We start from the raw sequence: 24,976 nt of genomic DNA, 5'->3' as shown, positions 1-24,976 counted from the left end.
ACGCCAATGATTAGCACTCGACCCCTGCGAGTGCAAGCGTCCTCCTCGGGATGTGGACAACCGGAAGGCTCGCGGGCAGGTGCGGGCACCCGCTCCGACATGCGTACGACCGCCGGGTCACGGAGACGCACGTGAGGCCCGCACCCCTGGTGGAGGTACGGGCCTCACGTGCGTGAGTAGTGTCGTTGGCCGACCGCGCCGAGCTCAGCCGACGGCGAGCTTGACCATGTCCGCCTGCGGCCCCTTCTGGCCCTGCGAGATCTCGAATTCAACTCGCTGACCCTCTTCGAGGGTGCGGTACCCGTCCATCTGGATCGCGCTGTAGTGGACGAAAACATCCGCACCACCGTCGACCGCGATGAAGCCGTACCCCTTCTCCGCGTTGAACCACTTGACGGTGCCCTGAGCCATGCCTAACTCCCCTATTACTGGCCCTTGCACGAGCACCGCACTTCGCGGGCCCGGGTCAAACTCACCCTCCGACAGGAGAGGGTGGCGTGCGCCGGAACGCGTCGACCGCGGCCGAATGTATCTGCCCAACTGCCCTCTGCAACAGGTCAATCGGACGAGAATTCTGGGCGCACGCGACCGCACGGATAGGCGGAATTCAGGGGATTCCAGGGCAAGTCGGGCCTGACAAAGGCCACTTATGCCTCAAGGGGTTCACGTACTTTGGCTACTTCTTGTCGCGGCCAGGCGCATTCTCATATGCGGGCGGCGAGGGCAGCTGCGGGGACTTCCCCAACTGTACCGCGCTCAACCATGCAGAATGCCCCCCTCCGCTTCTCTCGCGGAGGGGGGCATTCTGCTCACTCTGTGGAATCGGGCCGCCGAGCGGGCCCGTATGCCTGCGGCGGTCAGCCTCCGGCGACGGCCGGGATGATCGAGACGCCGGCGCCGTCCGGTGTGACGGCGTCCAGGCCACCCTCGAAGCGCACGTCGTCGTCGTTGACGTACACGTTGACGAAGCGGCGCAGCTTGCCCTGGTCGTCGAGGACGCGGGCGCCGATGCCCGGGTGGTTCTGCTCCAGGGACGCGATGACCTCGGAGAGGATCGCGCCCTCGGCCGAGACCTCGGCCTGACCGTCCGTGTAGGTGCGGAGGATGGTGGGGATACGGACCTTGACGCTCATGTGGGTGCCTTCCTTCGGTCTCGGGTGGTCAGTTGGCGGCGGCGAGGCCCGCGTCGCGGAACGCGTCCAGGCTGGGCCGGATCGTCGCCGACAGGCCGGTCGTGGGGGCGACCGCGTCGAGCGTCTTCAGGCCGTCGCCGGTGTTCAGGACGACGGTGGTCAGGGACGGGTCGAGCAGACCGGCGTCGATCAGCTTCTTCGTCACGCCGACCGTCACCCCGCCCGCCGTCTCCGCGAAGATGCCCTCGGTGCGGGCCAGCAGCTTGATCGCGTCGACGACCTGCTCGTCGTTGACGTCCTCGACGGCACCGCCGGTGCGCCGGGCGATGTCCAGGACGTACGGGCCGTCGGCCGGGTTGCCGATCGCCAGGGACTTGGCGATGGTCTTCGGCTTCTGGGGCCGCACGACGTCGTGACCGGCCTTGAAGGCGGTGGAGACCGGGGAGCAGCCCTCGGCCTGGGCGCCGAAGATCTTGTACGGCTTGTCCTCGACGAGGCCGAGCTTGATCAGCTCCTGCAGCCCCTTGTCGATCTTCGTGAGCTGCGAGCCGGACGCGATCGGGATGACCAGCTGGTCGGGCAGCTGCCAGCCGAGCTGCTCGCAGATCTCGTACGCCAGGGTCTTGGAACCCTCGCCGTAGTACGGCCGCAGGTTGACGTTGACGAAGCCCCAGCCCTCGCCGAGCGGGTCGCCGATGAGCTCCGAGCAGAAGCGGTTGACGTCGTCGTAATTGCCCTCGATGCCGACCAGCTCGCCGCCGTACACCGCGGCCATGACGACCTTGCCCTGCTCCAGGTCGTGCGGGATGAACACGCACGAGCGGAAGCCGGCGCGGGCGGCGGCGGCACCCACGGCACCGGCGAGGTTGCCGGTGGAGGAGCAGGAGAGGGTGGTGAATCCGAAGGCGCGGGCGGCCTCGACGGCGATGGCGACGACACGGTCCTTGAAGGAGTGCGTCGGGTTGCCGGAGTCGTCCTTGACGTACAGGCCGCCGGTCACGCCCAGCTCGCGGGCGAGGTTGTCGGCCTTGACCAGCTTGGTGAAGCCGGGGTTGATGTTGGGCTTGTCCGCGACGTCGGAGGGGACCGGCAGCAGCGGCGCGTAGCGCCAGATGTTGTTCGGACCCTCGGCGATGCGCTTCTTCAGCTCTTCGGGGGAGCCGCTCGGCAGGTCGTAAGCCACTTCGAGCGGCCCGAAACAGGACGCGCAGGCGAAAATGGGGCCGAGTTCGAACCGCTCGCCGCATTCGCGGCAGGAAAGCGCCGCGGCGGGACCGAGGTCCACGGCGGAAGAATCGGTGTTTGCTGCAACTGTCTGGACGGCCATGATGGCGGAGGCCCTTTCTCCTCATCTTCCTTGCGACGTATTTCGCCACAAGACGGAATTGGCACCTTCCCCACCGTGACCTCGCGGTCGGCAGGAGGGTTGCCGGGACTTCAACGGGCCGTTCCCTCAGTCCCTCTGGATGAGCGCTGTGGCACCGGACCATGGATCCGGGCGTTTATTCGCGGACCGACCCCGACATGCGAGGGTCATCCGCGTTGTTCAAGACTGTAACCGAAGCACCGGACGGTTGAGATAGTCGTCCGAACCGCGAGATGGATCACATACAGGGAGTATCGACCGTGCTGGAAGAGGTGGAACGCTGGCTGACCAGGCGTTCCTGGTCAGCTGCCGACCGCCCGCTGGACCGCCTCACGGCCGCGCGGGCGAGGGATCCGCACCGTTCCCGGGTGAGCGTCGTCCTGCCCGCGCTGAACGAGGAGGCGACCGTCGGCGCGATCGTCGCCGAGATCCGGCGCGAGCTGATGGAGAAGGTCCAGCTCGTGGACGAACTGGTGGTGATCGACTCCGGATCCACCGACGCCACCGCCGAGCAGGCGCGGCGGGCCGGCGCGCGGGTCGTGCACCGGGACGCGATCCTCTCCCGGATCCCCGCCCTGCCCGGCAAGGGCGAGGTCCTGTGGCGCTCGCTGCTGGTGACCAGCGGCGAGATCGTCTGCTTCGTCGACGCGGACCTCAAGGACTTCTCCGCGGACTTCGTCTCCGGGATCGTCGGGCCGCTGCTGACCGACCCCTCGGTACACTTCGTCAAGGCCATGTACGACCGGCCGCTCGGCGAAGCAGCAGGTCAGGGCGGCCGGGTGACCGAGCTGGTGGCCCGCCCGCTGCTCAACCTCCACTGGCCCCGGCTGGCCGGCTTCGTCCAGCCCCTGGGCGGCGAGTACGCGGTCCGGCGCTCCCTGCTGGAGCAGCTGCCCTTCCCCGTCGGTTACGGAGTGGAGCTGGGCCTGCTCGTCGACGCACTGCACACGGTGGGCCTGGACGCGCTGGCCCAGGTGGACGTCGGCGTGCGCAAACACCGCCACCAGGACGGCCAGGCCCTCGGCCGGATGGCGGCGGCGATCTACCGCACGGCGCAGCTGCGGCTGTCCCGGGGACCGCTCGTCCGGCCGGAGATCACCCAGTTCGAGCGGGGCCCCGGCGGTTTCGTCCCGCGTACCCACGCGGTGGACACGGAGGAACGGCCACCGATGCGGGAGATCGCGGAGTACGCCTCGCGCGACGCGGCGTAACGGTTCTTCCCGCACGGCTCCACACCCGCTTCACGTTTGGAGGCTTCCCGGACGGGCTAGGTTCGGGTACATGGTCTCCGAGCACGCTGCCCAGGTCCTCGTCGCGTCCAATCGCGGCCCGGTGTCGTACGCCCTGCGGGAGGACGGCACGCTCGACTCGAAGCGGGGCGGTGGCGGGCTCGTCTCCGGCCTCAGCGCCGTCGACGACAAGCTGTGGGTGTGCGCGGCCCTCAGCGACGGCGACCGCGAGGCCGTCCGGCAGGGCGTCTCCGAGCCCGGCGTCCGGATGCTCGACATCGACGCCGGGGTCCACGCCGACGCGTACAACGGCATCGCGAACTCGGTGCTCTGGTTCGTCCACCACATGATCTACCAGACGCCCGTGGAGCCCGTCTTCGACGCGGAGTTCCGCCGCCAGTGGGCCTCCTACGAGACCTACAACCGGGCCTTCGCCGAGGCGCTCGCCGAGGAGGCTGCCGAGGGCGCCGCGGTCCTCGTGCAGGACTACCACCTCTCGCTGGTCCCCGGCATACTGCGCGAGCTCCGCCCCGACCTGCGCATCGGGCACTTCTCGCACACCCCCTGGGCCCCCGTCGACTACTTCAGGCTGCTGCCCGACGACATCGGCGAGCAGCTGCTCAGGGGCATCCTGGGCGCCGACCGCGCCGCGTTCCTGACCCGCCGCTGGGCGGACGCCTTCATCGGCTGCTGCACGGAGATCCTCGGCGGCACCGGCCACACCCGGATCGGGGTGCACGGGCTGGGCGCCGACGCGGACTTCCTCCGCCGCCGCTCCCGCGAGGACGACGTGGACGAGCGCATGGAGATCCTGCGGGAGCAGGTGGGCGCGGACCGGCGCACGATCGTGCGGGTGGACCGCACCGAGCTCTCCAAGAACATCGTCCGCGGTCTGCACGCGTACCGGGCGCTCCTGGAGGAGCGCCCCGAGTGGCGCGGGCGCGTGGTGCACGTCGCCTTCGCCTACCCGTCACGGCAGGACCTCGCGGTCTACCGCGACTACACGGCGGAGGTCCAGCGGATCGCCGACGCCGTCAACGCGGAGTACGGCACGGAGAGCTGGACCCCGGTCATCCTCCACGTCGACGACGACTTCGCCCGCTCCCTCGCCGCGTACCGGCTGGCCGACGTGGCGCTGGTCAACCCGATCCGCGACGGCATGAACCTGGTCGCCAAGGAGGTCCCGGTCGTCTCCGACCACGGCTGCGCGCTGGTGCTCTCCCGGGAGGCGGGGGCGTACGAGGAGCTCGGCGAGGACGCGATCGTGGTGAACCCGTACGACGTGTCGGCCACGGCTGCGGCGCTGCACGAGGCGCTGACCATGGACGCCGACGAGCGGAGCGCCCGCACGAAGCGACTGGCCGCCGCCGCGACGGCACTGCCCCCGCAGCAGTGGTTCCTGGACCAGCTGGACGCCCTGCGGAATCAGTGACTCCCGTCGTCCGGACCGGACCCGGCGCGATCCGGACGGGAGGCGCTACGGGCGGGCAGGTGTGAGCTGCTGGGCGAGTACCGAGAGCAGGTCGGCCACCGCCGCCGGGCCCGGGAGCAACAGGTCGGCCCGTTCGGCGAGTTCGGGGACCTCGGTGCCGCTGCAGACCAGCAGGCCCGTGACACCCTCGGTGCGGAGCTTCTCCACCGCGGCGTACGCGGCGAGGTCGCCGAGGTCGTCGCCGGCGTACAGCACCGTCTCGGCGCCTGTCGTCCTCACGTACTCCTCCAGCGCGACGCCCTTGTCCATGCCCGGCGGGCGCAGCTCCAGGACCAGGCGGCCCGGTTCGACGATCAGGCCGTGGCGCGCGGCGAGGCCGGCGAGCGGGGCGCGGAGGGCTTCGAAGGCGGCCTGAGGGTCGGCGGCGCGGCGGGTGTGGACGGCGACCGCGCGGCCGCCCTTCTCCTCGATCCAGGCACCGCCGGCGCCCGCCTCCTCCAGGACGGCGGGGAGCTCCGCCCGCACGGCTTCCACTCCGGGATCCGGGGCCGGGGCGTGGACGGTGGCGGTGACGGCGTCCCAGCGCTCGGCGCCGTAGTGCCCGAGGACGACGAGGTGGTCCAGGCCGGGCGCTCCGGCGAAGCCGCCGTACCGCACGGCGGTGTCGGCCGGCCGGCCGGTGATCACCGCGACGGCCGCGATCCGGGGCGCGAGTGCGGAGAGGGCCGGGACGACGTCGGGGTGGGCGCGGGACTGTTCCGGGTCCGGGACGATCTCGGCCAGTGTGCCGTCGAAGTCCAACGCGACCACCGCGCGGGCGGGGCGGGCGAGGAGCGCCGCGAGGCCTTCGCGGCCGGCCTGGGTGGACGGGGTCGGGAGGGGATGTGCCGGGTTGCCCATGCGGGTGAGCGTAGCTGGCGGGCCGCCGTGCCGCGCGGGTTCCGGTGCCGGGGGCCGGTGCCGGGGGGACGCCCTGCCTCGCGGCTTCCGGCCCCGGGGGCCCGGCGCCCCGGGCCCGGCCTCAGCGGCGGCCGCGCCTCGCGTCCCGGACCCGGCGCAGGCGGTTGACCGTGACCGGGTCCTCCTCCAGCGCGCGGCGGTCGTCCAGCAACGCGTTGAGCAGCTGGTAGTAGCGGACCGGGGAGATGCCCAGCTCCTCCCGGATCGCCCGCTCCTTGGCACCGGGGCCCGGCCAGGAGCGCCGCTCCACGGCCAGGACCGCGCGGTCCTGGTCGGAGAGCGGCGCGGCGGAGTCGGCGGGATCAGGGGGGCGGGCGGTCATATCAACCAACCTACCTACTCCGCGCTCTCCGACTGCCGGGCCAGGGACGCGATCTCCACGAGCACGCCCTCCGGGTTGCCGCCGGGCTCGACCGCGGAGCCGATCTTCTCCTTGACCGTCTCGCTGACCTGCGCCCACGAGGTCTTGCCGAAGGGGGGCAGCTGCGAATTCGGCAGCGCCGTCAGGAACTCGTGCAGCGACTTGTGCTTGCTGTCGGCCTCCATGGCGACGGAGGCGCTGCTGGTCACGGGGAGCAGGTCGTACTGGTCGGCGAAGGCCATCACGTTGTCGTCGTTGTAGGCGAAGTCGAGGAACTTGCCTATCTGTGTCCGGTGGCCGTTCTGCTTGAAGCCCATCATCCAGTCGGCCACACCCATGGAGCCCTTGGTCGGCCCGTCGATCCCGGGCAGCGGGACCATGCCCACGTCGACGCCCTTCTTCTCGGCCTCCTGCATCAGGGTGGGGTGGCCGTTGAGCATGCCCACCTCGCCCTTGGTGAACGCGTCGAACGCCTTCGCCCGGTCGAGCTTGCCGGGGGCGACGGGGCCGGTGAGGCCCTTGCCGACGAGGTTGTCCTTCAGCCACCGGAAGGTCGCGATGTTGGCCACGGAGTCGATGTCGTAGCTGCCGACCTCGTCCGTGTAGCCCCCGCCCCCGCTGAGCAGCCACATCAGGGTCTCGGCCTGGGACTCCTCCTGGCCGAGCGGCAGGGCGAAGGGGTACTTCACGCCGCGCTGCTTCAGCGCGGTGGCGTCGTCCTGGATGTCGTCCCAGGTCTGCGGGGCGCCGAGGCCCGCCTTGGCGAAGAGGCCCTTGTTGTAGAACATCAGCCGGGTGCTGGCCACGAACGGCAGGCCGTAGAGATTGCCGTCGACCTGGCCCGCGTCGGTGAGTGAGGGCAGGAAGTTGGACCCGGTGCGGATGGCTATCATCTCGTCGGCCGTGTAGAGCTTGCCCGCCTCGGCATAGTCGGCGTACGCGCCGATCTGCGCGATGTCGGGGGCCTTGCCGGCCTTCACCATCTCGGCGACCTTGCGGTCGACGTCCTTCCAGGAGTAGACGCTGACCTCGACCTTGATCCCGGGGTTGTCCTTCTCGAACTTCCCGGCGACGTCGTCCCAGTACTTCTGGGAGCTGTTCTCCGCTCCGGTGCCGTAGTCGGCTGCGACCATCCGCAGGGTGACGTCGCCGGAACCGGTGTCCGAACCACACCCCGACAACGTCGCTGCCATACCGAGTGCGGCCACCGCCGCGGTCAGACCCACAAAGCGCCGCTGCACAGCCCTGTCCATCCCCACATTGATCGACGCGGAAGTCATCGCTCCGGCGATGAACCCGCGATCCTGCCTCACGTCCGCACGGAGGTCTACACCACCGGTGTATCGATTCGGCAATCTAGCAGGGCCGTTTTGTATGGGTGCGCAACAAACTGCGATAGTGGACTAGACCTTTTAGGGGTCGTCGGGCGAAACTGTCTTCCGTGAGACACGTCATCGCCCTCGATGTGGGCGGCACAGGAATGAAGGCCGCTCTGGTCGGGGCCGACGGCACCCTGCTCCACGAGGCGCGCCGGGCCACCGGCAGGGACCGCGGCGCCGAAGCCGTCGTGGAGACGATCCTGGGCTTCGCCGCGGATCTGTACGCGTACGGCGAGGAGCACCTCGGCGAAGGCGCCGTGGCCGCGGGCGTCGCCGTGCCCGGCATCATCGACGCGGAACGCGGGATCGCCGTCTACGCCGCCAACCTGGGCTGGCGCGACGTACCCCTGCGGAAGCTGATCGGCGAACGGCTCGGCGGCATCCCCGTCGCCCTCGGACACGACGTCAGGACCGGCGGCCTCGCCGAAGGCCGGATCGGTGCCGGCCGGGGCGCGGACCGCTTCCTGTTCGTGCCGCTCGGCACCGGGATCGCCGGCGCCATAGGCATCGGGGGCACCATCGAGGCGGGCGCCCACGGCTACGCGGGCGAGATCGGCCACGTCGTGGTCCGCCCGGACGGCCCGGACTGCGGCTGCGGACAGCGCGGCTGCCTGGAGACCCTCGCCTCGGCCTCCGCGGTGTCCAGGGCGTGGGCCACCGCGTCCGGCGACCCCGACGCGGACGCCGCGGACTGTGCGAAGGCCGTCGCCTCGGGCGACCCGGCGGCCCTGCGCGTATGGGCGGACGCCGTCGACGCGCTCGCCGCCGGCCTGGTCACCGCCCTCACTCTGCTGGACCCCCGCACACTCATCATCGGTGGCGGTCTTGCCGAGGCGGGGGAAACCTTGTTCACACCACTGCGTGCGGCTGTCGAGGAACGGGTCACGTTCCAGAAGCTGCCTCACATCGTCCCGGCGGCCCTCGGGGACACCGCCGGATGCCTGGGCGCAGGGCTGCTCGCCTGGGATCTACTCTCCACGGAGGTATCCGCCTGATGGCCGGACGCGCAGACAGCACGGTTCTCGCAGGTGCCCGGGTGGTGCTTCCCACCGGGACCGTCGAGAACGGCCGGGTGATCGTCGAGGGCACCCGGATCGCCGGCAGCACGCCGGAGGGCGCCCGGACCGTCGACCTCTCGGGCCACTGGGTGGTCCCCGGATTCGTGGACATCCACAACCACGGCGGCGGCGGCGCGTCCTTCGCCACCGGCACCGCCGAGGACGTCCTGGCCGGAGTGCGGGCACACCGCGAGCACGGCACGACGACCGTCGTCGCCTCCACCGTCACCGGCGAGATGGACTTCCTGGCCCGCCAGGCCGGACTCCTCTCCGAACTGGTCGAACAGGGCGAGCTCGCCGGGGTCCACTTCGAGGGCCCCTTCATCTCCCCCTGCCGCAAGGGCGCCCACAGCGAGGGGCTGCTCCGCGACCCCGACCCCGCAGAGGTCCGCAAGCTGCTCGACGCGGCGCGCGGCAGCGCCAAGATGGTCACCCTCGCCACCGAACTCCCGGGCGGCATCGAGTCCGTCCGGCTGCTCGTCGAGCACGGGGTGATCGCCGCCGTCGGCCACACGGACGCGACGTACGAGCAGACCGTCGAGGCCATCGACGCGGGCGCCACCGTCGCCACGCACCTCTTCAACGCGATGCCCGCCATCGGCCACCGCGCACCCGGCCCGATCGCGGCACTCCTGGAGGACGAGCGCGTCACCGTCGAGCTGATCAACGACGGCACGCACCTGCACCCCGCCGCCCTGGAGCTCGCCTACCACCACGCGGGCGCCGACCGGGTCGCGCTGATCACCGACGCCATGGACGCGGCCGGTGCGGGCGACGGCCACTACGAGCTCGGACCGCTCGCGGTCGAGGTCAAGGACGGCGTCGCGCGGCTGGTCGAGGGCGGCTCGATCGCGGGCTCCACCCTCACCCTGGACACCGCGTTCCGCAGGGCCGTGACGGTCGACAGGATCCCCGTCGACGACGTCGTCCGGTCCATCTCGGCCAACCCGGCCCGGCTCCTGGGCCTGTACGACAGGGTCGGCTCGCTGGACCCGGGCAAGGACGCCGACCTCGTGGTCCTGGACGCGGACTTCGCCCTCAAGGGCGTCATGCGCCGGGGCGAGTGGATCGTGAAGCCCTCTGCCGTCTGACGGCCAACGGGCGGTTGAACACGTAACGAAGAGACGGCGGTTGTCCCGGGGGCCTGGGACGGCCGCCGTCTCTTTGGCATGATCACCGGGGACAGCGCTGCGGGGAGACGGCGCGCGGACGGACTACGAAGGAACCGGGGGCCGGTACGGGTGATACTGACCGTCACGCTGAACGCGGCACTCGACCTGACCTACGCCGTCCCCGCCCTCGTCCCGCACAGCAGCCACCGCGTCCACGAAGTGACCGAACGCCCCGGCGGCAAGGGCGTCAACGTGGCCCGGGTGCTCTCCGCGCTCGGCCACGACACCGTGGTCACCGGCTTCGCGGGCGGCGCCACCGGAGCCGTACTGCGCGAACTCCTCGACGCGCTCCCGCACCGCCCGACGGACGCCCTCGTCACCGTCGCGGGGAACACCCGCCGCACCCTCGCCGTCGTCGACCGCTCCACCGGCGACACCACCCAGCTGAACGAGCCGGGCCCGCACATCGGCTCCGGCGAATGGGCGGCCTTCCTCGGCACGTTCGGGGAGCTGCTCCCCGGCGCCGAGGCCGTCGCCCTCTGCGGCAGCCTGCCGCCCGGTATCCACGTCGGCGCGTACGCGGACCTGATCCGCCTCGCCCGCTCCGCCGGCGTACCCGTGCTCCTGGACACCGACGGCGAACCCCTGCGCCGCGGCATCGCCGCCCGCCCCGACCTCGTCAAGCCGAACGCCGACGAGCTGGCCCGGCTCACCGGCGCCCGCGAACCCCTGCGCGCCACCCGCGACGCCCGCCGCCGCGGCGCGCACAGCGTCGTCGCGTCGCTCGGGGCCGACGGCCTCCTCGCCGTCACCCCGGACGGCACCTGGCGGGCGTCGCCGCCGGCCACCGTGCGGGGCAACCCCACGGGTGCGGGTGACTCCGCGGTGGCCGGACTGCTGTCCGCCCTCACCGAGGGGCTGGGCTGGCAGGACCGGCTGGCGCGCGCGACCGCCCTGTCGGCGGCGACCGTCATGGCCCCGGCGGCCGGGGAGTTCGACCGCGCGGCCTACGAGGAGCTGCTGGGACGCGTCACCGTCGAGGAGCACGCACCGGCCGCGTGAGCTGTCGGCCGGCGGGCCCTGGAAGCACCGCGTCCCGGCCCGCTGTGCGCGAGGACCGGGACGACGGTGAAGGACTGCTGGGCGCGGGCTAGTTCTTGACGTGGCCCGACTTCAGCGACAGCTGGTCGAGGTTGGCGTCGCACGAGTCGCCCTCGTTGCACGAGAGCATCAGCGAGTTCGACCCCTTCTCGAGCTGGACGTACGCGAACGTCCTGGTCCAGCCCTTCTCCAGGTCGCCTTCCGCGGCATGCGCGAAGTTCTTCATGTTGATGGACCGGGGCGCCTCGGCGTTGACGGTCAGGGACGTCTTGGCGTCCTTGCCCGGCACGCCGTACGTCACGAACAGCGTGTACGCGCCGCTCCGGGGCACGTCGACCGTCCAGGTCGCGGACCGGCCGACCTCGTTGAGGCTGATGTACTGGCCGTTGGCGCTCTTGGCGCCCTTGACGGTGCTGTCCAGCGAGGCCGTACCGCCGAGCGACAGCGTCGCCGCGTCCTGCTCGGGCAGGTCGACGGGCTCCTTGGACGGCTTCGTGGACTTCTCCGGCTTCGGGGACTCCTGGACCTCGTCGGCCGGACCCGCCGACGAACCGGCCTCGTCCTTCTTGCCGTCGCTGTCGTCACCCGTCATCAGGGCGGCGCCGATGCCGATGAGCACGACCGCGACCACGGCGACCGCCGCGATCAGCAGCGCCTTGGTGTTGGGTCCTCCACGGCCCCCGCCCGAGCCCCTGCCGCCGCCGTATCCCACGGACGCGGACTGCGCGGTGGGCGCGCCGCCGGGGTAGGTCTCCGGCGCCGCGTACTGCGGGTTCGGCTGGCCGTACTGCTGGGGCTGCTGGCCGTACTGCGGCGGGGCCTGCTGGCCGTAGCCCTGCTGCGGGACCTGCCCGTACTGGCGCTCACCGACCGTCCGCACCTGGTTGTACGACGTTCTGGGCACGCCGGGCTGAGAGGACGGACCGGGGTAGCCGTAACCACCCTGCCCGGGCGGCTGTGCGCCCGCCGCCCTGCCGTCCTCGTACAGATAGCCGAACGGATCGTCGTCCTCGGGCTTGCTCGCGCCGTTGTTTCCGGCCGTCATCCCTGGGTCACTCCTCACCATGTCGCCAGCCGTCGCCGACCGGCCGAGCCTACCCCGAACGAGGCACGCGTCGAATTGCCCTCGGCCCCCCGGAAAACCGGGCGGTATACGGGGAGAGCCAGGGCGTGAACGTCAGCCGGCTCTGCGGTGAACCTTCGAACGGGACCGCTTCTCCACGTACATCCGCTGGTCGGCGGAGTGCAGGACCTCTTCCTCGGTCATGCCGCACTCGGCCCAGCCGATACCGAAACTCGCCCCGACCCTGACTGCCCGGCCGTCCACCCGGATGGGCGGAATGATGGCGTTACGCAAGCGTACGGCCAGATCCGCGGCATCTGCCGCCCCGAGACCGTCCGCGAGGACGACGAATTCGTCACCCCCGAGCCGCGCGACCGTGTCACCGTCCCGTACGCAGGTCGTGAGCCGCCGGGCGACCTCGATGAGAACCGCGTCACCCGCGTGGTGCCCGAAGCGGTCGTTGATCGACTTGAAGCCGTCGAGGTCGCAGAAGAGCACCGCGAGCCCCTTCGTCCCGTCGTCGCGGTCCGGGTCGGGCGCCACGATGTGCACATGGTGGTCGTAGGGGCCGACACCCGGCGCGACCTCGGCCTCGTAGCCGTCGGCCCGGTAGCCGTGCACCGCGCTGTCGACATCCCCGTACGCCGCGTCCAGCGCCTCGATCGCCGAGGAGGTGATCGAGTGAGGCCTCTCACACAGCCGCGCGCCGAGCCGGGAGCGCAGCTCGGCGCTGTTGGGCAGACCGGTGAGCGCGTCGTGCGAGGCGCGGTGCGCGAGGTTCAGCTCGTTGCGCTTGCGCTCCTCGATGTCCTCGACGTGGGTGAGCAGGAAACGCGGGCCGTCGGTGGTGTCGGCGACCACGGAGTTGCGCAGCGAGACCCAGAGGTACGTGCCGTCCCTGCGCCCGAGCCGCAGCTCCGCGCGCCCTCCCTCGGCGGAGGTGCGGAGCAGGGTGCCTATGTCCTCGGGGTGGACGAGGTCGGCGAAGGAGTAGCGGCGCAGGACGGAGGCGGGGCGCCCCAGCAGCCGGCAGAGTGCGTCGTTGGTGCGCAGCAGCCTGCCGTGCTGGTCGCCCCCCATCTCCGCGATGGCCATGCCGCTGGGCGCGTACTCGAAGGCCTGGCGGAAGGATTCCTCACTGGCCCGCAGCGCCTGTTGCTCGCGCTCCAGCCTGACCAGTGCGCGCTGCATGTTTGCTCGGAGCCGGGCGTTACTGATCGCAATGGCCGCCTGGGATGCGTACATCTGGAGGGCCTCACGGCCCCAGGCGCCGGGGCGGCGGCCGTTACGAGGCCTGTCGACCGAGATGACCCCCAGGAGGTCCAGACCTCCGCCGGAGGCGTACATGGGGGCGTAGAGGCGGTCCAGTGGGTGCCATTCGTCCTCGAAGCGGGGCTCCGGGCCCTCGGTGTGCCACTGGGGTACGTCGTCGTCGAGGAGGACCCAGCCCTCGGTGTGGGGTATGAACCGGAGCTCGTCCCAGGCCTCCCCCATCGACAGCCTGCGCTCCCAGGACTCACGGGAGCCGATACGGCCGGTGATCAGGGATTCCGCGGCGCTGTTGCCGGCGAACGCGGCGACGACGAGGTCGCCGTCGGGGCGGACGAGGTTCACACAGCCCAGCTCGTAACCGAGGCCGGTGACGATGCCGTCGGCCACGGACTGCAGCGTGTCCGCCAGGCTCCGAGCCGTGTTGAGATCAGCGACGGCCTGGTGCAGCTGCCGCATGGTCGCAAGACGGACGTACGGCTCCGACTCGGCCTCCATCGCTCGCACTCCCTGAGACCTCGACAGCAACTCCAGGTTTCATATCGACGTACTTGTTGCAGTGTCACGGCCACTGAATCACAGTGAGCTGTGCACCCGGTACACAGGGTCAACAGAAATTGCTCTCTGTGACTCAAGTCACAACAGATGGTGAAGGCTTCCGGAGGCACCTCCGGGGACCGCTGTGATGTACCGAACGCAAATCCGGCCGTCTGGTTCCCGGGTCCTAGGACCCGGCTGGTCCCCTGGCCCGATGCGACGCCGCCTCCCGCGGCACTAGCGTGCCCGGTGTGCTGCAGAAGACTCCCGCCGCCCGGCGCCCCGAAGCCGTCCCCCATGCTGAAGGGGTGAGCAACGACGAATTCCGTGCCGCCCTGTCCCGACTGGCCGCGGGCGTGGTGCTGATCACCGCCCAGGAGCCACCGCTCGACGAGCACGGGCGGGGCGAGGACGTCGGGATGACGGCGACCGCCTTCATGTCGGTCTCACTGGATCCGCCGCTGGTCATGGTGAGCCTGCGCAACGACTCACGGATGGACGACCTGCTGGCCGAACAGCCGCTGTGGGCGGTCTCGGTGCTGACGGAGGGCCAGCGCCACATCGCCGGGCGGTTCGCCATGAAGGGCCGGATCAGCGACCGGCTGCTGTTCGAGGACATCCCCTGCACACGGGGCGAGATCGCCGGCGCCCCCCTGGTGGGCGGTGCGCTGGCCACCCTGGAGTGCAGGACCGAGCAGCGCGTCCTGGCCGGTGACCACACGCTGGTGATCGGCCGGGTCCTGACGGCGTCGCTCCCCAGCGCGGACGGCGAGCCGCTGACGTACTTCAAGGGCCGCTACAGGCAGCTGGGCTGACCCGGGGCCCGGATCCCCACGCCGGCCGTGGGCGGACCGGCCGCGGGTGGGTCGCAGGCGGACCGGCCGCGGGTGGGTCGGCCGCAGGCGGACCGGCCGCTACCAGTCGCGGCCCGAGCGCCCGCGTTTCGTGTCGCCGCGCTGCTTCTTCTCGCGCAGGCGCCGCTCGTTGATGCCGCGCGGAATCTTCTTCTTCAGCCGGGGCCTGGGCGGCGGCGCCGTGGCCTCCGCCAGCAGTGCGGCGAGCCGCACGGCGGCCGTCTCGCGGTTCCGCCACTGGGAGCGGTGCTCCGACGCGCGGACGGACACCACACCGCCGACCAGCCGGCCCGCCAGCCGCTCGACGGCCCGCGCCTTCCACACCTCGGGCAGGGAGTCGGTCGCCGCGAGGTCGAAGCGGAGCTCCACCTGGGAGTCGCTCGTGTTGACGTGCTGCCCGCCGGGCCCGGAGGACCGCGAGAAACGCCACATGAGCTCGGCCTCCGGCAGGGAGACCGAACCGCGGATGACATAGGGCCCGGACATGACACCCATGTTCCCTGCCGCACGACCGGTTCGTCACCTTGTTTTGCGAGCGTTCGGCCAGAAGTTCGGCAAAGAAAGTAAAGCGAACAGGAACCTCGTGGTCTCTTGTCTGCGTTAGGACGGGTGACGGTAGCTTTCGTGATGGCACGAAGCCCGCACACGACGAGGAAAGGGACTTCCCATGGCTGTAAGCCTGTCCAAGGGCGGCAACGTCTCGCTCACCAAGGAGGCCCCGGGCCTGACCGCCGTCACGGTCGGCCTCGGCTGGGACGTCCGCACCACCACCGGCACCGACTTCGACCTCGACGCCTCGGCGATCGCGGTCAACACCGCCGGCAAGGTCTACTCCGACGGTCACTTCGTCTTCTTCAACAACAAGGCGACGCCGGACCAGACCATCGTCCACACCGGCGACAACGTCACCGGCCAGGGCGAGGGCGACGACGAGCAGATCAACGTCAACCTCGCGGGCCTCCCGGCGGACATCGACAAGATCGTCTTCCCGGTCTCCATCTACGACGCCGAGACGCGCAGCCAGAACTTCGGCCAGGTGCGGAACGCCTTCATCCGCATCATCAACCAGGCCGGCGGCACCGAGATCGCCCGCTACGACCTGAGCGAGGACGCCGCCACCGAGACCGCCATGGTCTTCGGCGAGCTCTACCGCAACGGCGCCGAGTGGAAGTTCCGCGCGGTCGGCCAGGGCTACGCCTCGGGCCTGCGCGGCATCGCCCAGGACTTCGGCGTCAACCTCTGACGTCACGGCGTTCCCACAGGAGCCCCCGCCCGACTCCGGTCGGCCGGGGGCTCCCGTGCGTTCACGCCGCATAACGGACACGCGTGCACCCCAGTCGGACAAGAACTGGTCAAAAAGTTGTGAGGCAATTGTCGGCGTCCCGTCAAATTCGTTCATTCGATGGCACGCTCTCCGCTCGTACCCCCCACAGGAACGAGCAACGGAGAAGGCATGACCCCCCACATGAACACCCGTCGCGCCGCCGCCCTGGCCGCAGTCGCCGCGATGGTCGTCGTAGGCGTCCAGACCGGTACGGCCACGGCAGGTCCCCACACCGCCGATGACACCGCCACCTCCTCCCGGGCCACCGCCGGAGCCACGGCCCTCGGCGCGAACACGGCGGCCGTGCGCGGCACGGCCCTGCGGGCCGCCCAGACCGGCGCCCCGGCCGCCGCCGAGTCCCTCGGGCTCGGCAGCCAGGAGAAACTGATCGCCCGTGACGTGATCAAGGACGCCCACGGCACCGTGCACACCCGCTACGAGCGCACCTACGCCGGACTGCCGGTCCTCGGCGGCGACCTCGTCACCCACACCGCCGCCGACGGCACGCCGAAGGGTGTGGACAAGGCCACCGAGGCCCGCATCGCCGTACCGTCCACACAGCCGAAGCTGAAGGCGGCGGCGAGCGCGCGCACCGTCGTCTGGGCGGGCGGCGGAAAGCCCGCCCTCGCCTTCGAGACCGTGAAGACCGGTGTTCGGAAGGACGGCACGCCGAGCAGGCTGCACATCATCACGGACGCCACGACGGGCAAGAAGCTGCACAGCTTCGAGGCCGTGGAGACCGGCACCGGCAACAGCCAGTACAGCGGCAAGGTCACGCTCTCGACCACCCAGGGCGGTTCGGGCTTCGAGCTGACCGACGGCGACCGGGGCGGCCACAAGACGTACGACCTCCAGCAGGGCCAGACCGGCACCGGCGACCTCGTCACCGACGCCGACGACACCTGGGGCGACGGCACCGGGGGCGACCGCCAGACCGCGGCGGTCGACGCCCACTACGGCGCGGCGAAGACCTGGGACTTCTACAAGTCCGAGCTGGGCCGCGACGGCATAGCCGGCGACGGCAAGGCCGCGTACTCCCGCGTCCACTTCGGCACCGGCTACGTCAACGCCTTCTGGGACGACAGCTGCTTCTGCATGACCTACGGCGACGGGGCCGACGACAAGAGCGCCCTCACCGCGATCGACGTCGCCGGCCACGAGATGAGCCACGGACTGACCGCGGCCACCGCCAACCTCGACTACGCGGGTGAGTCCGGCGGCCTCAACGAGGCCACCAGCGACATATTCGGCTCCTCCGTCGAGTTCTTCGCCGGCAGCACCACCGACCCCGGTGACTACCTCATCGGCGAGAAGATCGACATCAACGGCGACGGAACACCCCTGCGCTACATGGACAAGCCGAGCAAGGACGGCGGCTCGGCGGACTACTGGGACGCCGGCGTCGGCGACCTCGACGTGCACTACTCGTCCGGCGTCGCCAACCACTTCTTCTACCTGCTGGCCGAGGGAAGCGGTGCCAAGACCATCGACGGTGTCGACTACGACTCCCCGACCTCCGACGGGTCCACGGTCACCGGCATCGGCCGCCAGAAGGCCTACCAGATCTGGTACAAGGCGCTCTCCGTCTACATGACGTCGAGCACCGACTACGCGGGAGCGCGCGTCGCGACCGAGAAGGCGGCCACCGACCTGTTCGGGGCCGGCAGCACCGAACGCACCGCTGTCGACGCCGCCTGGAACGGCGTCAACGTCAAGTAGTCGGGAGAACCACCGGGAGCCGGTCAGCCTCCGGCCGGCCGGCTCCCGCCGTCGAGCCAGTGCTCCCAGACCTCCGCCAGATCCGCGCCGGACACCCTGTCGGCGTACGCGGTGAAGTCCGCCGTCGACGCGTTGCCGTGCCGGTGCGCCGAGAGCCAGCCCCTGACGAGGCCGAAGAAGGCCTCGTCGTCGTCCATCTCCTGCCGGATGCGGTGGACCACCATGGCGCCACGCCCGTACACCGGAGGCCGGGACAGGTCGGCGGCGCCGGGTGGACGGGACGCGGGGAAGGCCCAGTTCGCGTCGTCGGCGTACGCCTTCCCGAAGCTCTCCTCCACGGGGACGCCGTCGTGGTCCTCGCTCCAGAGCCACTCCGCGTACGTCGCGAAGCCCTCGTTGAGCCACATGTCCCGCCAGCTCGCCGGCGTGACCGAATCGCCGAACCACTGGTGGGCGAGCTCGTGGACGAGCAGCCCGGTGTCCGGCGGGCCGGGGAAGAAGGGCCGGTTCTGGGTCTCCAGCGCGTATCCGGCGTCGCCCCGCCGGCCCACGACCGCCCCGGCCGAGGAGAAGGGGTAAGGGCCGAACCGCTTCTCACCCCACGCGACGATCTCCGCGATCCGGTCCGGCACCCCTGCGCTCGCCGCGGCCACCGCCGGGTCGACGGCGGTGATCACCGGCAGGCCGTCCTCCGTGACCGTCCGCCGCACCGCGTAGCGGCCGACCGCGACGGTCGCGAGATAGCTCGCCATGGGCTCGCGGACGCGCCAGTGGAAGGCCGTGCGCCCTCCGGACGTACGACGGGACACCAGCTCGCCGTTGGAGACGGCGCTCCGCCCCTCGGGGACGGTGACCCTGACGTCGTAGGCCGCCTTGTCGCCCGGGTGGTGGTTCCCGGGGAACCAGGCCATCGAGCCGGCCGGCTCCCCCAGCGCCACCGCCCCGTCCGCGGTCCTCAGCCAGCCCTCCCGCGAACCGTCCGCGTCGGTCACGGTGCGGGGCGCGCCCGTGTAGCGCACGACCGTGCGGAAGGTCCTGCCCGTGCGGAGGCGGTCGGCGACCGCGCGGTCCGGACGCAGCGTCAGCTCCGAACCCGCCCGGTTCACCGCCGCGGGCCGGCCCTCGACGTTCACCGACCGGACCTCCAGCCCGGTCAGATCCAGATGGAACGCGCTGAGGTCCTGGGTCGCCCGGGCGGTGATCACGGCCGTCGCGCTCAGCCGCTCGGCCGTGGCATCGACGTCCAGGGCCAGGTCGTAGTGCGTGACGTCGTAGCCGCCGTTGCCGAGGCGCGGGAAGTACGGGTCGCGCACCCCGGCCGCTCCCGGTGTGCCCACACTCCCGCCGAGTCCCGCCGTGCAGCCCGCGACGAGGGCGAGCACGGCCGGCAGCAGGGCGGCGCCGCGCGCGGTGCGGCGTGCCGCCGCCACTGAGGGGTGGTCCACGCCGTCGATCCTAGGTACGCGTGCGGGCACCGGCGGCGCCCCTCCGCCGTTCCCGGCGGGGTGGCGTCCACGCCGGTGCCCTGCGCCTGCTCCGCCACTCGGAGACGGCGGCTACTCGGAGACGGCCGCTATTCGGAGACGTCGGCTACTTGGAGACGGCCGCGACACCCGCCGCGGCGAACTTCTCGTCGAGGTCACCGCTCGGGGCTCCCGCGACGCCGACACCGGCCACCGGTGCGCCCTTGACCTGCACGGGCGACCCGCCCGCCAGGAACAGGGTGCCGGGGATGTCCTTCAGGTTCGGGGCCTGCTCCAGGCGCTTGACCAGCTCGGAGGTCGGCGCGTTCCAGGAGACGGCGGTGTACGCCTTCTTCACGGCGGACTCGGGGGACTGCGGGCCGGCACCGTCGCCGCGCAGGGTGACCACGGTGTTGCCGTTGCGGTCGACCACGGCGACCGAGACGCGCTGGTTCTCCTTCTTCGCGGCGTCCAGAGCGGCCTGCGCGGCCTTGGTGGCGGCCGCGACGGTCAGGTGGGTGGACTCCTGGAGGTTGCGGTCCGCGGTGTCGGCCTTCACGGCGGCGGCGGGCGCGGCGGCCGGGGTGGACGCGTTCGCGGACATCGCGCCGAAGGTTCCGGCACCCAGGGCCGCGGCGGCGACGGCGCCGGTCAGGACTCGGGTGCGCAGCGACATCTTCTTCATGGTGGGCTCCTCGGGTGTTCTCGGCTCGGGCTCGAACCGTTCGGCTTCCGCTATCGATCCTCCGGCCGGATCCGGGCCCGTACCGTCGGCGTACCGGATGCAAGCGGCACCCACGTCGGCCGACCGCTCCGTCAGCCGATCGGTTGATGCGGAGGTGGCCCCGAGGGGTGACCATGAGGTGTCCGCGCAGGTCAGCAGCGGCGTCTTACGGCAGCAGGTCAACGGTCGAGGGAGCGCGGGGTACGAGGTGCGGCGGAACGGAACCGGGCCGGACCCGGAGCGGCCCGCGTCGGCGGACGGGCCGGGGACGACGGGCCGCCGGAGCCCCACGGGCGAGCCGGGGGCCGCGGACGCCCGCACCACCGACGACGGGCCGGGCACCACGGACGCCCTCGGTGCCGACGACGGGCCGGGCGTCACGGAGCCGACGTCGCGTGCGGACGGGGCGGGCGCGACCGGCGACCCCGACGCCCGGTGGCTGGCCCTCCTCATGCACGCCGCGTTCTTCCTGCTGCTCGGTGCCTCGCTCGCGCGCTTCCTGATGCGCCATCCCGGCGAGACCCGCACGCCCTGGATCATCGCGCTGTCGGCCGTGCTCGCCGTGCTCTACCTCCTCGGCCCGGTGCTCGGCTCCCGTCCGACACCACGCAGGCTGACCTGGCTCGGTGTCCTGGTCGTGGTGTGGATGGTCCTGGTCGTCCTGGCTCCGAGCTTCGCGTGGTGCGCCGTCCCGCTCTTCTACACGGGCCTGCGGATCCTGCCGCCGCGCGCCGCCCTGGCACTCGTCGCCCTGCTCACCCTGTTCGTCGTCGCCGCGCAGCTGCGGCTCGCCTCGGGCTTCGACCCGAATCTCGTCCTGGCCCCGCCCGCGGTCGCCGCCGTCGCCACCGCCGTGTTCGTCCACATGCAGCGCCAGACCGTACGCCAACGGGACCTGGCCGCACGCCAGCGCGAGCTGATCGACGACCTGCTGCGCACCCGGCGGGAACTGGCCGCCACCGAACGCCGGGAAGGCACCCTCGCCGAACGCCAGCGGCTGTCCATGGAGATCCACGACACCCTGGCCCAGGGCCTGTCCAGCCAGCAGATGCTGCTCCAGGCGGCCGACCGCTCCTGGGACACCGATCCGGCCACCGCCCGCCGCCACGTCCTGACCGCGACCGGCATCGCCGAGCGGAATCTCGCCGAGGCCCGCCGCTTCGTGCACGATCTCGCCCCCGCCGACCTGGCGGAGGGCGGCGGGCTGGAGGCGGCACTGCACGCGCTCGCCGACCGGGAGACGGCCCAGGCACGCGGCGGCCTCACCGTCCGCTGCCATGTGGAGGGCGTCCCTGCCGCGCCCCTGCCCGACCGGGTGCAGTCGGCGCTGCTGCGGATCGCCCAGGGCGCCCTCGCGAACGTCACCGAGCATGCGGAGGCCACCGTCGCCGCGCTGACCCTGACCCACCTCGACGACCGGGTCGTCCTCGACATCGCCGACAACGGCCGGGGCTTCGGCCCGGGCCGGCCCGCGCCCCGCCCGCCCGAGGGCGTGCGCGGCCACGGACTGCCGGCGATGCGGGCACGGCTCCAGCAGCTCGGCGGCACCCTGACCGTCGAATCCGCACCGGGCGAGGGCACGGTCCTGTCCGCCGCCGTCCCCCTGTCCCACACCGCCGCCCCACCCGCCCTGGAGGAACGCGCATGACTCCGCCCGTACGGATCCTGCTCTGCGACGACCACGCCGTCGTACGGGCCGGGCTGCTCGCCCTCCTCGGCGGCGAGCCCGACATCGAGGTCGTCGGCGAGGCGGGCAGCGGCGAGGAGGCCGTCGCCCTGGCCGCCCGGCTGGCCCCCGACGTCGTCCTGATGGATCTCCAGCTGGGCCCCGGGATCGACGGCGTCGAAGCCACCCGCCGCATCGCCTCGGCCGGGACCGGCAGCGTCAACGTCCTCGTCCTCACCACGTACGACACCGACGCCGACATCACCCGGGCCATCGAGGCGGGAGCCACCGGCTACCTGCTGAAGGCCGAACGCCCGGAGGAGCTCTTCGGCGCGATCCGGGCCGCCGCCCAGGGCCGCACCACGCTCTCCCCGCCCGTCGCCAGCCGTGTCATGGCCCGGATGCGCAGCCCCAGGCCCACCCTGACCGAACGCGAACTCGACATCCTGGGCCAGCTGTCACAGGGGCTCGGCAACCGGGACATCGCCCGCGCCCTCTTCATCAGCGAGGCGACCGTCAAGACCCACCTGGGCCGGATCTACGAGAAGCTCGGCGTGGACACCCGGGCGGGAGCGGTCGCCGTCGCCAACGAACAACGGCTCCTCCCGTAGCCGACGGCCGCCCCGCCACCGCTCGGGGCGGCGGACGCCCACCGCCATCCGGCGCCGGGCCCTCGCGGGGCATGACACCATCGAACCGTGCTCGACATCGGCTACTCCCTCTCCCGGCGTTTCCCGGACCCCCCGCAGACCGACTACCGCCGCGCGGACGTCCGCGCCCTGCGGCACGACCTGTTCTCCGGGGACGTCTACCTCGCCGACACCAAGGCCGACCGCGAAGTGTCCACAGCCTGGGGATGGGTCCCCGTGCTCGACTTCGCCTGGGCGCTCTGCGACATCGTCGAGCAGATCGACCGCGACCCCCGGGGCAACCGCTCGCACCGCCAGCAGTTCGCCGAGCTCGACTTCACCGAATCGTCGGACCGCATGCTCTTCGAGCGCCGCTTCGGCTGGGTGGACGTCGAGGCCGACTGGATGCCCGGCGACGAGCCCCCGCTCACCTTCAGCCACTCCCTGCTCCGCCGCGAGGCACGCGACTTCCTGCACGACCTGATCGCCGACCTGGCCGACATGCACGAAGGCCTCGCCGACAACCCGGTCGTCTGGGACCTCCAGGCCCGCTTCCCCCGCCTCTGACGGCGCCCGGATCCGGGGTCACACCTCCACCCGCACCCCGATCTGCGCGGCGAAGGCCGGAGCCAGCTCCATCAGCTGCGACGGGCTGATCACCGCACCCGCCAGCCGCTCCACGCCCCGCGCGATGTCGAGCTCGGCGACCGTCCGCAGGTCGACGGAGTCCATCCGCACGGCACTGAAGTCGGCCCGCTTCAGCACACAGTCCCGGAACTCCACCCGGACCAGCTGCGCCTCCCCGAAATCCGGCTCCGAGAGCACACAGCCCTCGAACACGACGTCCTTCAGCCGCGCCTTGCGGAGATTCAGGTAATCGATCTTCCCGCCCCGCACGAGCACCCGCTCCAGCACCGCACCGTGCAGCTGCACACCGCCCAGCCGTGCGTCCACGATCTCCACGTCGCGCAGCGACGCCCCCGCGAGATCGGTGCCCACACCGCGCACGCCCGTCAGCACCGAGTCGATGAATCTGGACCGCACCAGCTCCGCGCGGTCCAGCGCACACCCGCGCAGCTCGCAGTCCATGAAGCGCGCGCCGGGGCCCGACGCGTCGGCGAGGTCCGTCCCCTCGAACCGCACACCGTCGTAGTCCCCGTCCGGCTCCAGGCCCTCCGCGTCGTACTCCACCAGCGGCGGAAGCCGGACCTCCGGACGCCGCGCCCGGGCCACCCCGTCCTTCGCGCCCGCGCCCCTGCCGCTCCTGTTGCCTGTACGTGCCATGCCCCCCATCGTGACGCACGCCACTGACATCGCCGCGGACCGGTGTCACAGAACGGGCCCGCCGAACCGTCCACCGTGCAGAAGCGCCCACCGCGAGGAGACCCAGCCATGCAGCAGATCCACGTCGTCGGCGGCGGCCTCGCCGGACTGACCGCCGCCATCACCGCCGCCGAGTCCCGGGCCCGGGTCACGCTCCACGAGGCCCACCACACCCTCGGCGGACGGGCCAGGACCTCGGAAGGGCGTTACCTCACCAACGAGGGACCGCACGCCCTGTACCGCCGCGGCCCGCACTGGACCTGGCTCGAACAGCGCGGGCTCCTCGGCCCGTTCGCCTCCGTGCCGCCCCTCGAAGGCACCCGCTTCCTCTTCCACCGCGGCGGCGCCCTGCGCAGGACACCGCCCCTCGCCCTGCTGCGCCTCGCCGGGCGCAGCCCCCGCCGGGCACCCGTCGACACCGACTTCCGGAGCTGGGCCACCGGCCAGGTGGGCGCGGCGGGCGCCCGCGCGGCGGCGCACTACATGGGTGTGGCCCTCTTCCACCATGACGCCGGATCGCTCTCCGCCGCCTTCGTCCAGGAACGGCTGCGCCGCGCCACCGCACTGCCGCCCGAGGCCCGCTACCCCGTCGGCGGCTGGGCACGGCTCGTCGACCGGATGGCCTCCCGGGCCTGGGACCTCGGCGTACGCATCAGAACCGGCGCCCGCGTCGGCCCGCGCGACCTGGCCGGCCTCCGGGCGGACGGGCCGGTGATCGTGGCCACCCATCTGGACGCGGCCCGCACTCTCCTGGAGGACCCGGCGCTGACCTGGGACAGCGGCAGGACCGCCCTGCTCGACCTGGCTCTGCGGACCCGACGCGGCGACCCGTTCGTCGTCTCCGACCTCGACGCCCCGGGCTGGATCGAACGCTTCACCGCCCAGGACCCGACGCTCGCCCCCTCGGGCGAGCAGCTCGTCCAGGCCCAGATCCCCCTCGCCCCCGGCACCCCTCGCGCCGACGCGGTCCGCCGCGCCGAGCACCTTCTCGACCTCGGCTTCCCCGGCTGGCGCGACCGCACCACCTGGCGCCGCGAAGCCCTCGCATCCGGCCGCACCGGCGCCGTCGACAAGCCCGGCACGACCTGGCGCGACCGGCCCGCCGTCGACCGCGGCGAAGGGATCCTGCTCGCGGGCGACCAGGTCGCCGCCCCCGGCCTCCTCAGCGAGGTCGCGTTCAACAGCGGCATCGAAGCGGCGGTCCTCGCGGTGAAGCTCCTCGGCGGGACCCCGCGGACCGCTCCCCGCACGACAGGGGCCCCTTGACCTCAAGT

At 71.8% G+C, this 24,976-nt stretch carries 24 protein-coding genes and 1 riboswitch; of the genes, 12 read left to right on the top strand and 12 right to left on the bottom strand.

Annotated features, from left to right (window positions below):
- Positions 1–204: 204 nt before the first annotated feature.
- From ACFUNE_RS13130 to thrC, 3 genes are all read right to left on the bottom strand, one after another.
- A complete protein-coding gene (locus tag ACFUNE_RS13130; protein ID WP_003967346.1) occupies positions 205–411 on the bottom strand; it encodes a cold-shock protein in 207 nt (68 codons plus the stop codon).
- Positions 412–857: 446 nt separating this feature from the next.
- Positions 858–1,133: a MoaD/ThiS family protein gene (locus ACFUNE_RS13125; RefSeq protein WP_383565818.1), complete on the bottom strand. Its 276-nt coding sequence runs from the start codon at positions 1,131–1,133 to the stop codon at positions 858–860.
- A gap of 28 nt (positions 1,134–1,161) precedes the next feature.
- Positions 1,162–2,460 (bottom strand): threonine synthase, encoded by a 1,299-nt coding sequence (thrC, locus tag ACFUNE_RS13120; protein ID WP_383565816.1) that lies wholly within the window; start codon positions 2,458–2,460, stop codon positions 1,162–1,164.
- Between the two features lie 18 nt (positions 2,461–2,478).
- Positions 2,479–2,606: riboswitch (SAM riboswitch) on the bottom strand.
- A gap of 153 nt (positions 2,607–2,759) precedes the next feature.
- On the opposite strand from thrC, the gene ACFUNE_RS13115 reads away from it, so the two are divergent.
- Positions 2,760–3,710 carry a glucosyl-3-phosphoglycerate synthase gene (locus ACFUNE_RS13115; RefSeq protein ID WP_383566714.1) on the top strand — a complete coding sequence of 317 codons (951 nt, stop codon included), beginning with the start codon at positions 2,760–2,762 and terminating at the stop codon, positions 3,708–3,710.
- Positions 3,711–3,780: 70 nt separating this feature from the next.
- Complete coding sequence (locus ACFUNE_RS13110) at positions 3,781–5,160, top strand: trehalose-6-phosphate synthase (RefSeq protein ID WP_383565814.1); 1,380 nt, start codon at positions 3,781–3,783, stop codon at positions 5,158–5,160.
- A 45-nt stretch (positions 5,161–5,205) separates the two neighbouring features.
- Here the strand turns inward: ACFUNE_RS13110 and otsB are convergent, their stop codons facing one another.
- From otsB to ACFUNE_RS13095, 3 genes are all read right to left on the bottom strand, one after another.
- Positions 5,206–6,060 (bottom strand): trehalose-phosphatase, encoded by an 855-nt coding sequence (gene otsB, locus ACFUNE_RS13105; RefSeq protein ID WP_383565812.1) that lies wholly within the window; start codon positions 6,058–6,060, stop codon positions 5,206–5,208.
- Positions 6,061–6,181: 121 nt separating this feature from the next.
- Entirely contained in the window at positions 6,182–6,442 is a 261-nt protein-coding gene (locus ACFUNE_RS13100; RefSeq protein WP_383565810.1) for a DUF3263 domain-containing protein, read from the bottom strand.
- Between the two features lie 14 nt (positions 6,443–6,456).
- Complete coding sequence (locus ACFUNE_RS13095; RefSeq protein WP_383565808.1) at positions 6,457–7,734, bottom strand: ABC transporter substrate-binding protein; 1,278 nt, start codon at positions 7,732–7,734, stop codon at positions 6,457–6,459.
- 227 nt (positions 7,735–7,961) lie between these two features.
- On the opposite strand from ACFUNE_RS13095, the gene ACFUNE_RS13090 reads away from it, so the two are divergent.
- The 3 genes from ACFUNE_RS13090 (at position 7,962) to ACFUNE_RS13080 (ending at position 11,092) form a co-directional block, all read left to right on the top strand.
- A complete protein-coding gene (locus tag ACFUNE_RS13090) occupies positions 7,962–8,855 on the top strand; it encodes an ROK family protein (RefSeq protein ID WP_383566711.1) in 894 nt (297 codons plus the stop codon).
- Positions 8,855–10,009, top strand: coding sequence for an N-acetylglucosamine-6-phosphate deacetylase (gene nagA / locus ACFUNE_RS13085; RefSeq protein WP_383565806.1), 1,155 nt, complete (start codon positions 8,855–8,857; stop codon positions 10,007–10,009). Before ACFUNE_RS13090 ends, nagA begins: the two co-directional genes overlap by 1 nt.
- Before the next feature lie 150 nt (positions 10,010–10,159).
- Positions 10,160–11,092, top strand: a complete 933-nt coding sequence (locus ACFUNE_RS13080; RefSeq protein WP_383565804.1) for a 1-phosphofructokinase family hexose kinase — start codon at positions 10,160–10,162, stop codon at positions 11,090–11,092.
- 88 nt (positions 11,093–11,180) lie between these two features.
- On the opposite strand, the gene ACFUNE_RS13075 is transcribed toward ACFUNE_RS13080, so the two are convergent.
- Entirely contained in the window at positions 11,181–12,176 is a 996-nt protein-coding gene (locus ACFUNE_RS13075) for a carbohydrate-binding protein (protein WP_383565802.1), read from the bottom strand.
- A gap of 132 nt (positions 12,177–12,308) precedes the next feature.
- Positions 12,309–13,961, bottom strand: a complete 1,653-nt coding sequence (cdgB, locus tag ACFUNE_RS13070; protein WP_383565800.1) for a diguanylate cyclase CdgB — start codon at positions 13,959–13,961, stop codon at positions 12,309–12,311.
- Positions 13,962–14,308: 347 nt separating this feature from the next.
- Here cdgB and ACFUNE_RS13065 point away from each other — a divergent pair, with 347 nt between their 5' ends.
- On the top strand, positions 14,309–14,815 hold the full coding sequence (locus ACFUNE_RS13065; protein ID WP_383566708.1) for a flavin reductase family protein: 507 nt from the start codon (positions 14,309–14,311) through the stop codon (positions 14,813–14,815).
- Between the two features lie 99 nt (positions 14,816–14,914).
- Here ACFUNE_RS13065 and arfB read toward each other — a convergent pair whose 3' ends face one another.
- Positions 14,915–15,349 (bottom strand): alternative ribosome rescue aminoacyl-tRNA hydrolase ArfB, encoded by a 435-nt coding sequence (arfB, locus tag ACFUNE_RS13060; protein WP_383565798.1) that lies wholly within the window; start codon positions 15,347–15,349, stop codon positions 14,915–14,917.
- A gap of 172 nt (positions 15,350–15,521) precedes the next feature.
- Here arfB and ACFUNE_RS13055 point away from each other — a divergent pair, with 172 nt between their 5' ends.
- Both ACFUNE_RS13055 and ACFUNE_RS13050 read left to right on the top strand, forming a co-directional pair.
- Complete coding sequence (locus tag ACFUNE_RS13055; protein ID WP_307125663.1) at positions 15,522–16,097, top strand: TerD family protein; 576 nt, start codon at positions 15,522–15,524, stop codon at positions 16,095–16,097.
- A 210-nt stretch (positions 16,098–16,307) separates the two neighbouring features.
- Positions 16,308–17,897, top strand: coding sequence for a M4 family metallopeptidase (locus ACFUNE_RS13050; RefSeq protein ID WP_383565796.1), 1,590 nt, complete (start codon positions 16,308–16,310; stop codon positions 17,895–17,897).
- Positions 17,898–17,920: 23 nt separating this feature from the next.
- Here the strand turns inward: ACFUNE_RS13050 and ACFUNE_RS13045 are convergent, their stop codons facing one another.
- Positions 17,921–19,342 (bottom strand): M1 family metallopeptidase, encoded by a 1,422-nt coding sequence (locus ACFUNE_RS13045; RefSeq protein WP_383565794.1) that lies wholly within the window; start codon positions 19,340–19,342, stop codon positions 17,921–17,923.
- A 145-nt stretch (positions 19,343–19,487) separates the two neighbouring features.
- A complete protein-coding gene (locus ACFUNE_RS13040; protein ID WP_383565792.1) occupies positions 19,488–20,045 on the bottom strand; it encodes a heme-binding protein in 558 nt (185 codons plus the stop codon).
- Between the two features lie 247 nt (positions 20,046–20,292).
- On the opposite strand from ACFUNE_RS13040, the gene ACFUNE_RS13035 reads away from it, so the two are divergent.
- From ACFUNE_RS13035 to ACFUNE_RS13025, 3 genes are all read left to right on the top strand, one after another.
- Entirely contained in the window at positions 20,293–21,732 is a 1,440-nt protein-coding gene (locus ACFUNE_RS13035) for a sensor histidine kinase (protein ID WP_383565790.1), read from the top strand.
- On the top strand, positions 21,729–22,361 hold the full coding sequence (locus ACFUNE_RS13030) for a response regulator (protein ID WP_383565788.1): 633 nt from the start codon (positions 21,729–21,731) through the stop codon (positions 22,359–22,361). Before ACFUNE_RS13035 ends, ACFUNE_RS13030 begins: the two co-directional genes overlap by 4 nt.
- Before the next feature lie 87 nt (positions 22,362–22,448).
- Positions 22,449–22,946: a hypothetical protein gene (locus tag ACFUNE_RS13025; protein WP_383565786.1), complete on the top strand. Its 498-nt coding sequence runs from the start codon at positions 22,449–22,451 to the stop codon at positions 22,944–22,946.
- Positions 22,947–22,964: 18 nt separating this feature from the next.
- Here ACFUNE_RS13025 and ACFUNE_RS13020 read toward each other — a convergent pair whose 3' ends face one another.
- Positions 22,965–23,672: a pentapeptide repeat-containing protein gene (locus ACFUNE_RS13020; protein ID WP_383565784.1), complete on the bottom strand. Its 708-nt coding sequence runs from the start codon at positions 23,670–23,672 to the stop codon at positions 22,965–22,967.
- Positions 23,673–23,771: 99 nt separating this feature from the next.
- Here ACFUNE_RS13020 and ACFUNE_RS13015 point away from each other — a divergent pair, with 99 nt between their 5' ends.
- Complete coding sequence (locus ACFUNE_RS13015) at positions 23,772–24,968, top strand: NAD(P)-binding protein (protein WP_383565782.1); 1,197 nt, start codon at positions 23,772–23,774, stop codon at positions 24,966–24,968.
- Positions 24,969–24,976 lie beyond the last annotated feature (8 nt).

Origin of the sequence: Streptomyces sp. NPDC057287 (assembly GCF_042667905.1) — a bacterium.
Classification (GTDB): Bacteria; Actinomycetota; Actinomycetes; order Streptomycetales; family Streptomycetaceae; genus Streptomyces.
Note: the sequence above shows the minus strand (reverse complement) of the source record. Positions and strands in the feature narration are given on the sequence as shown.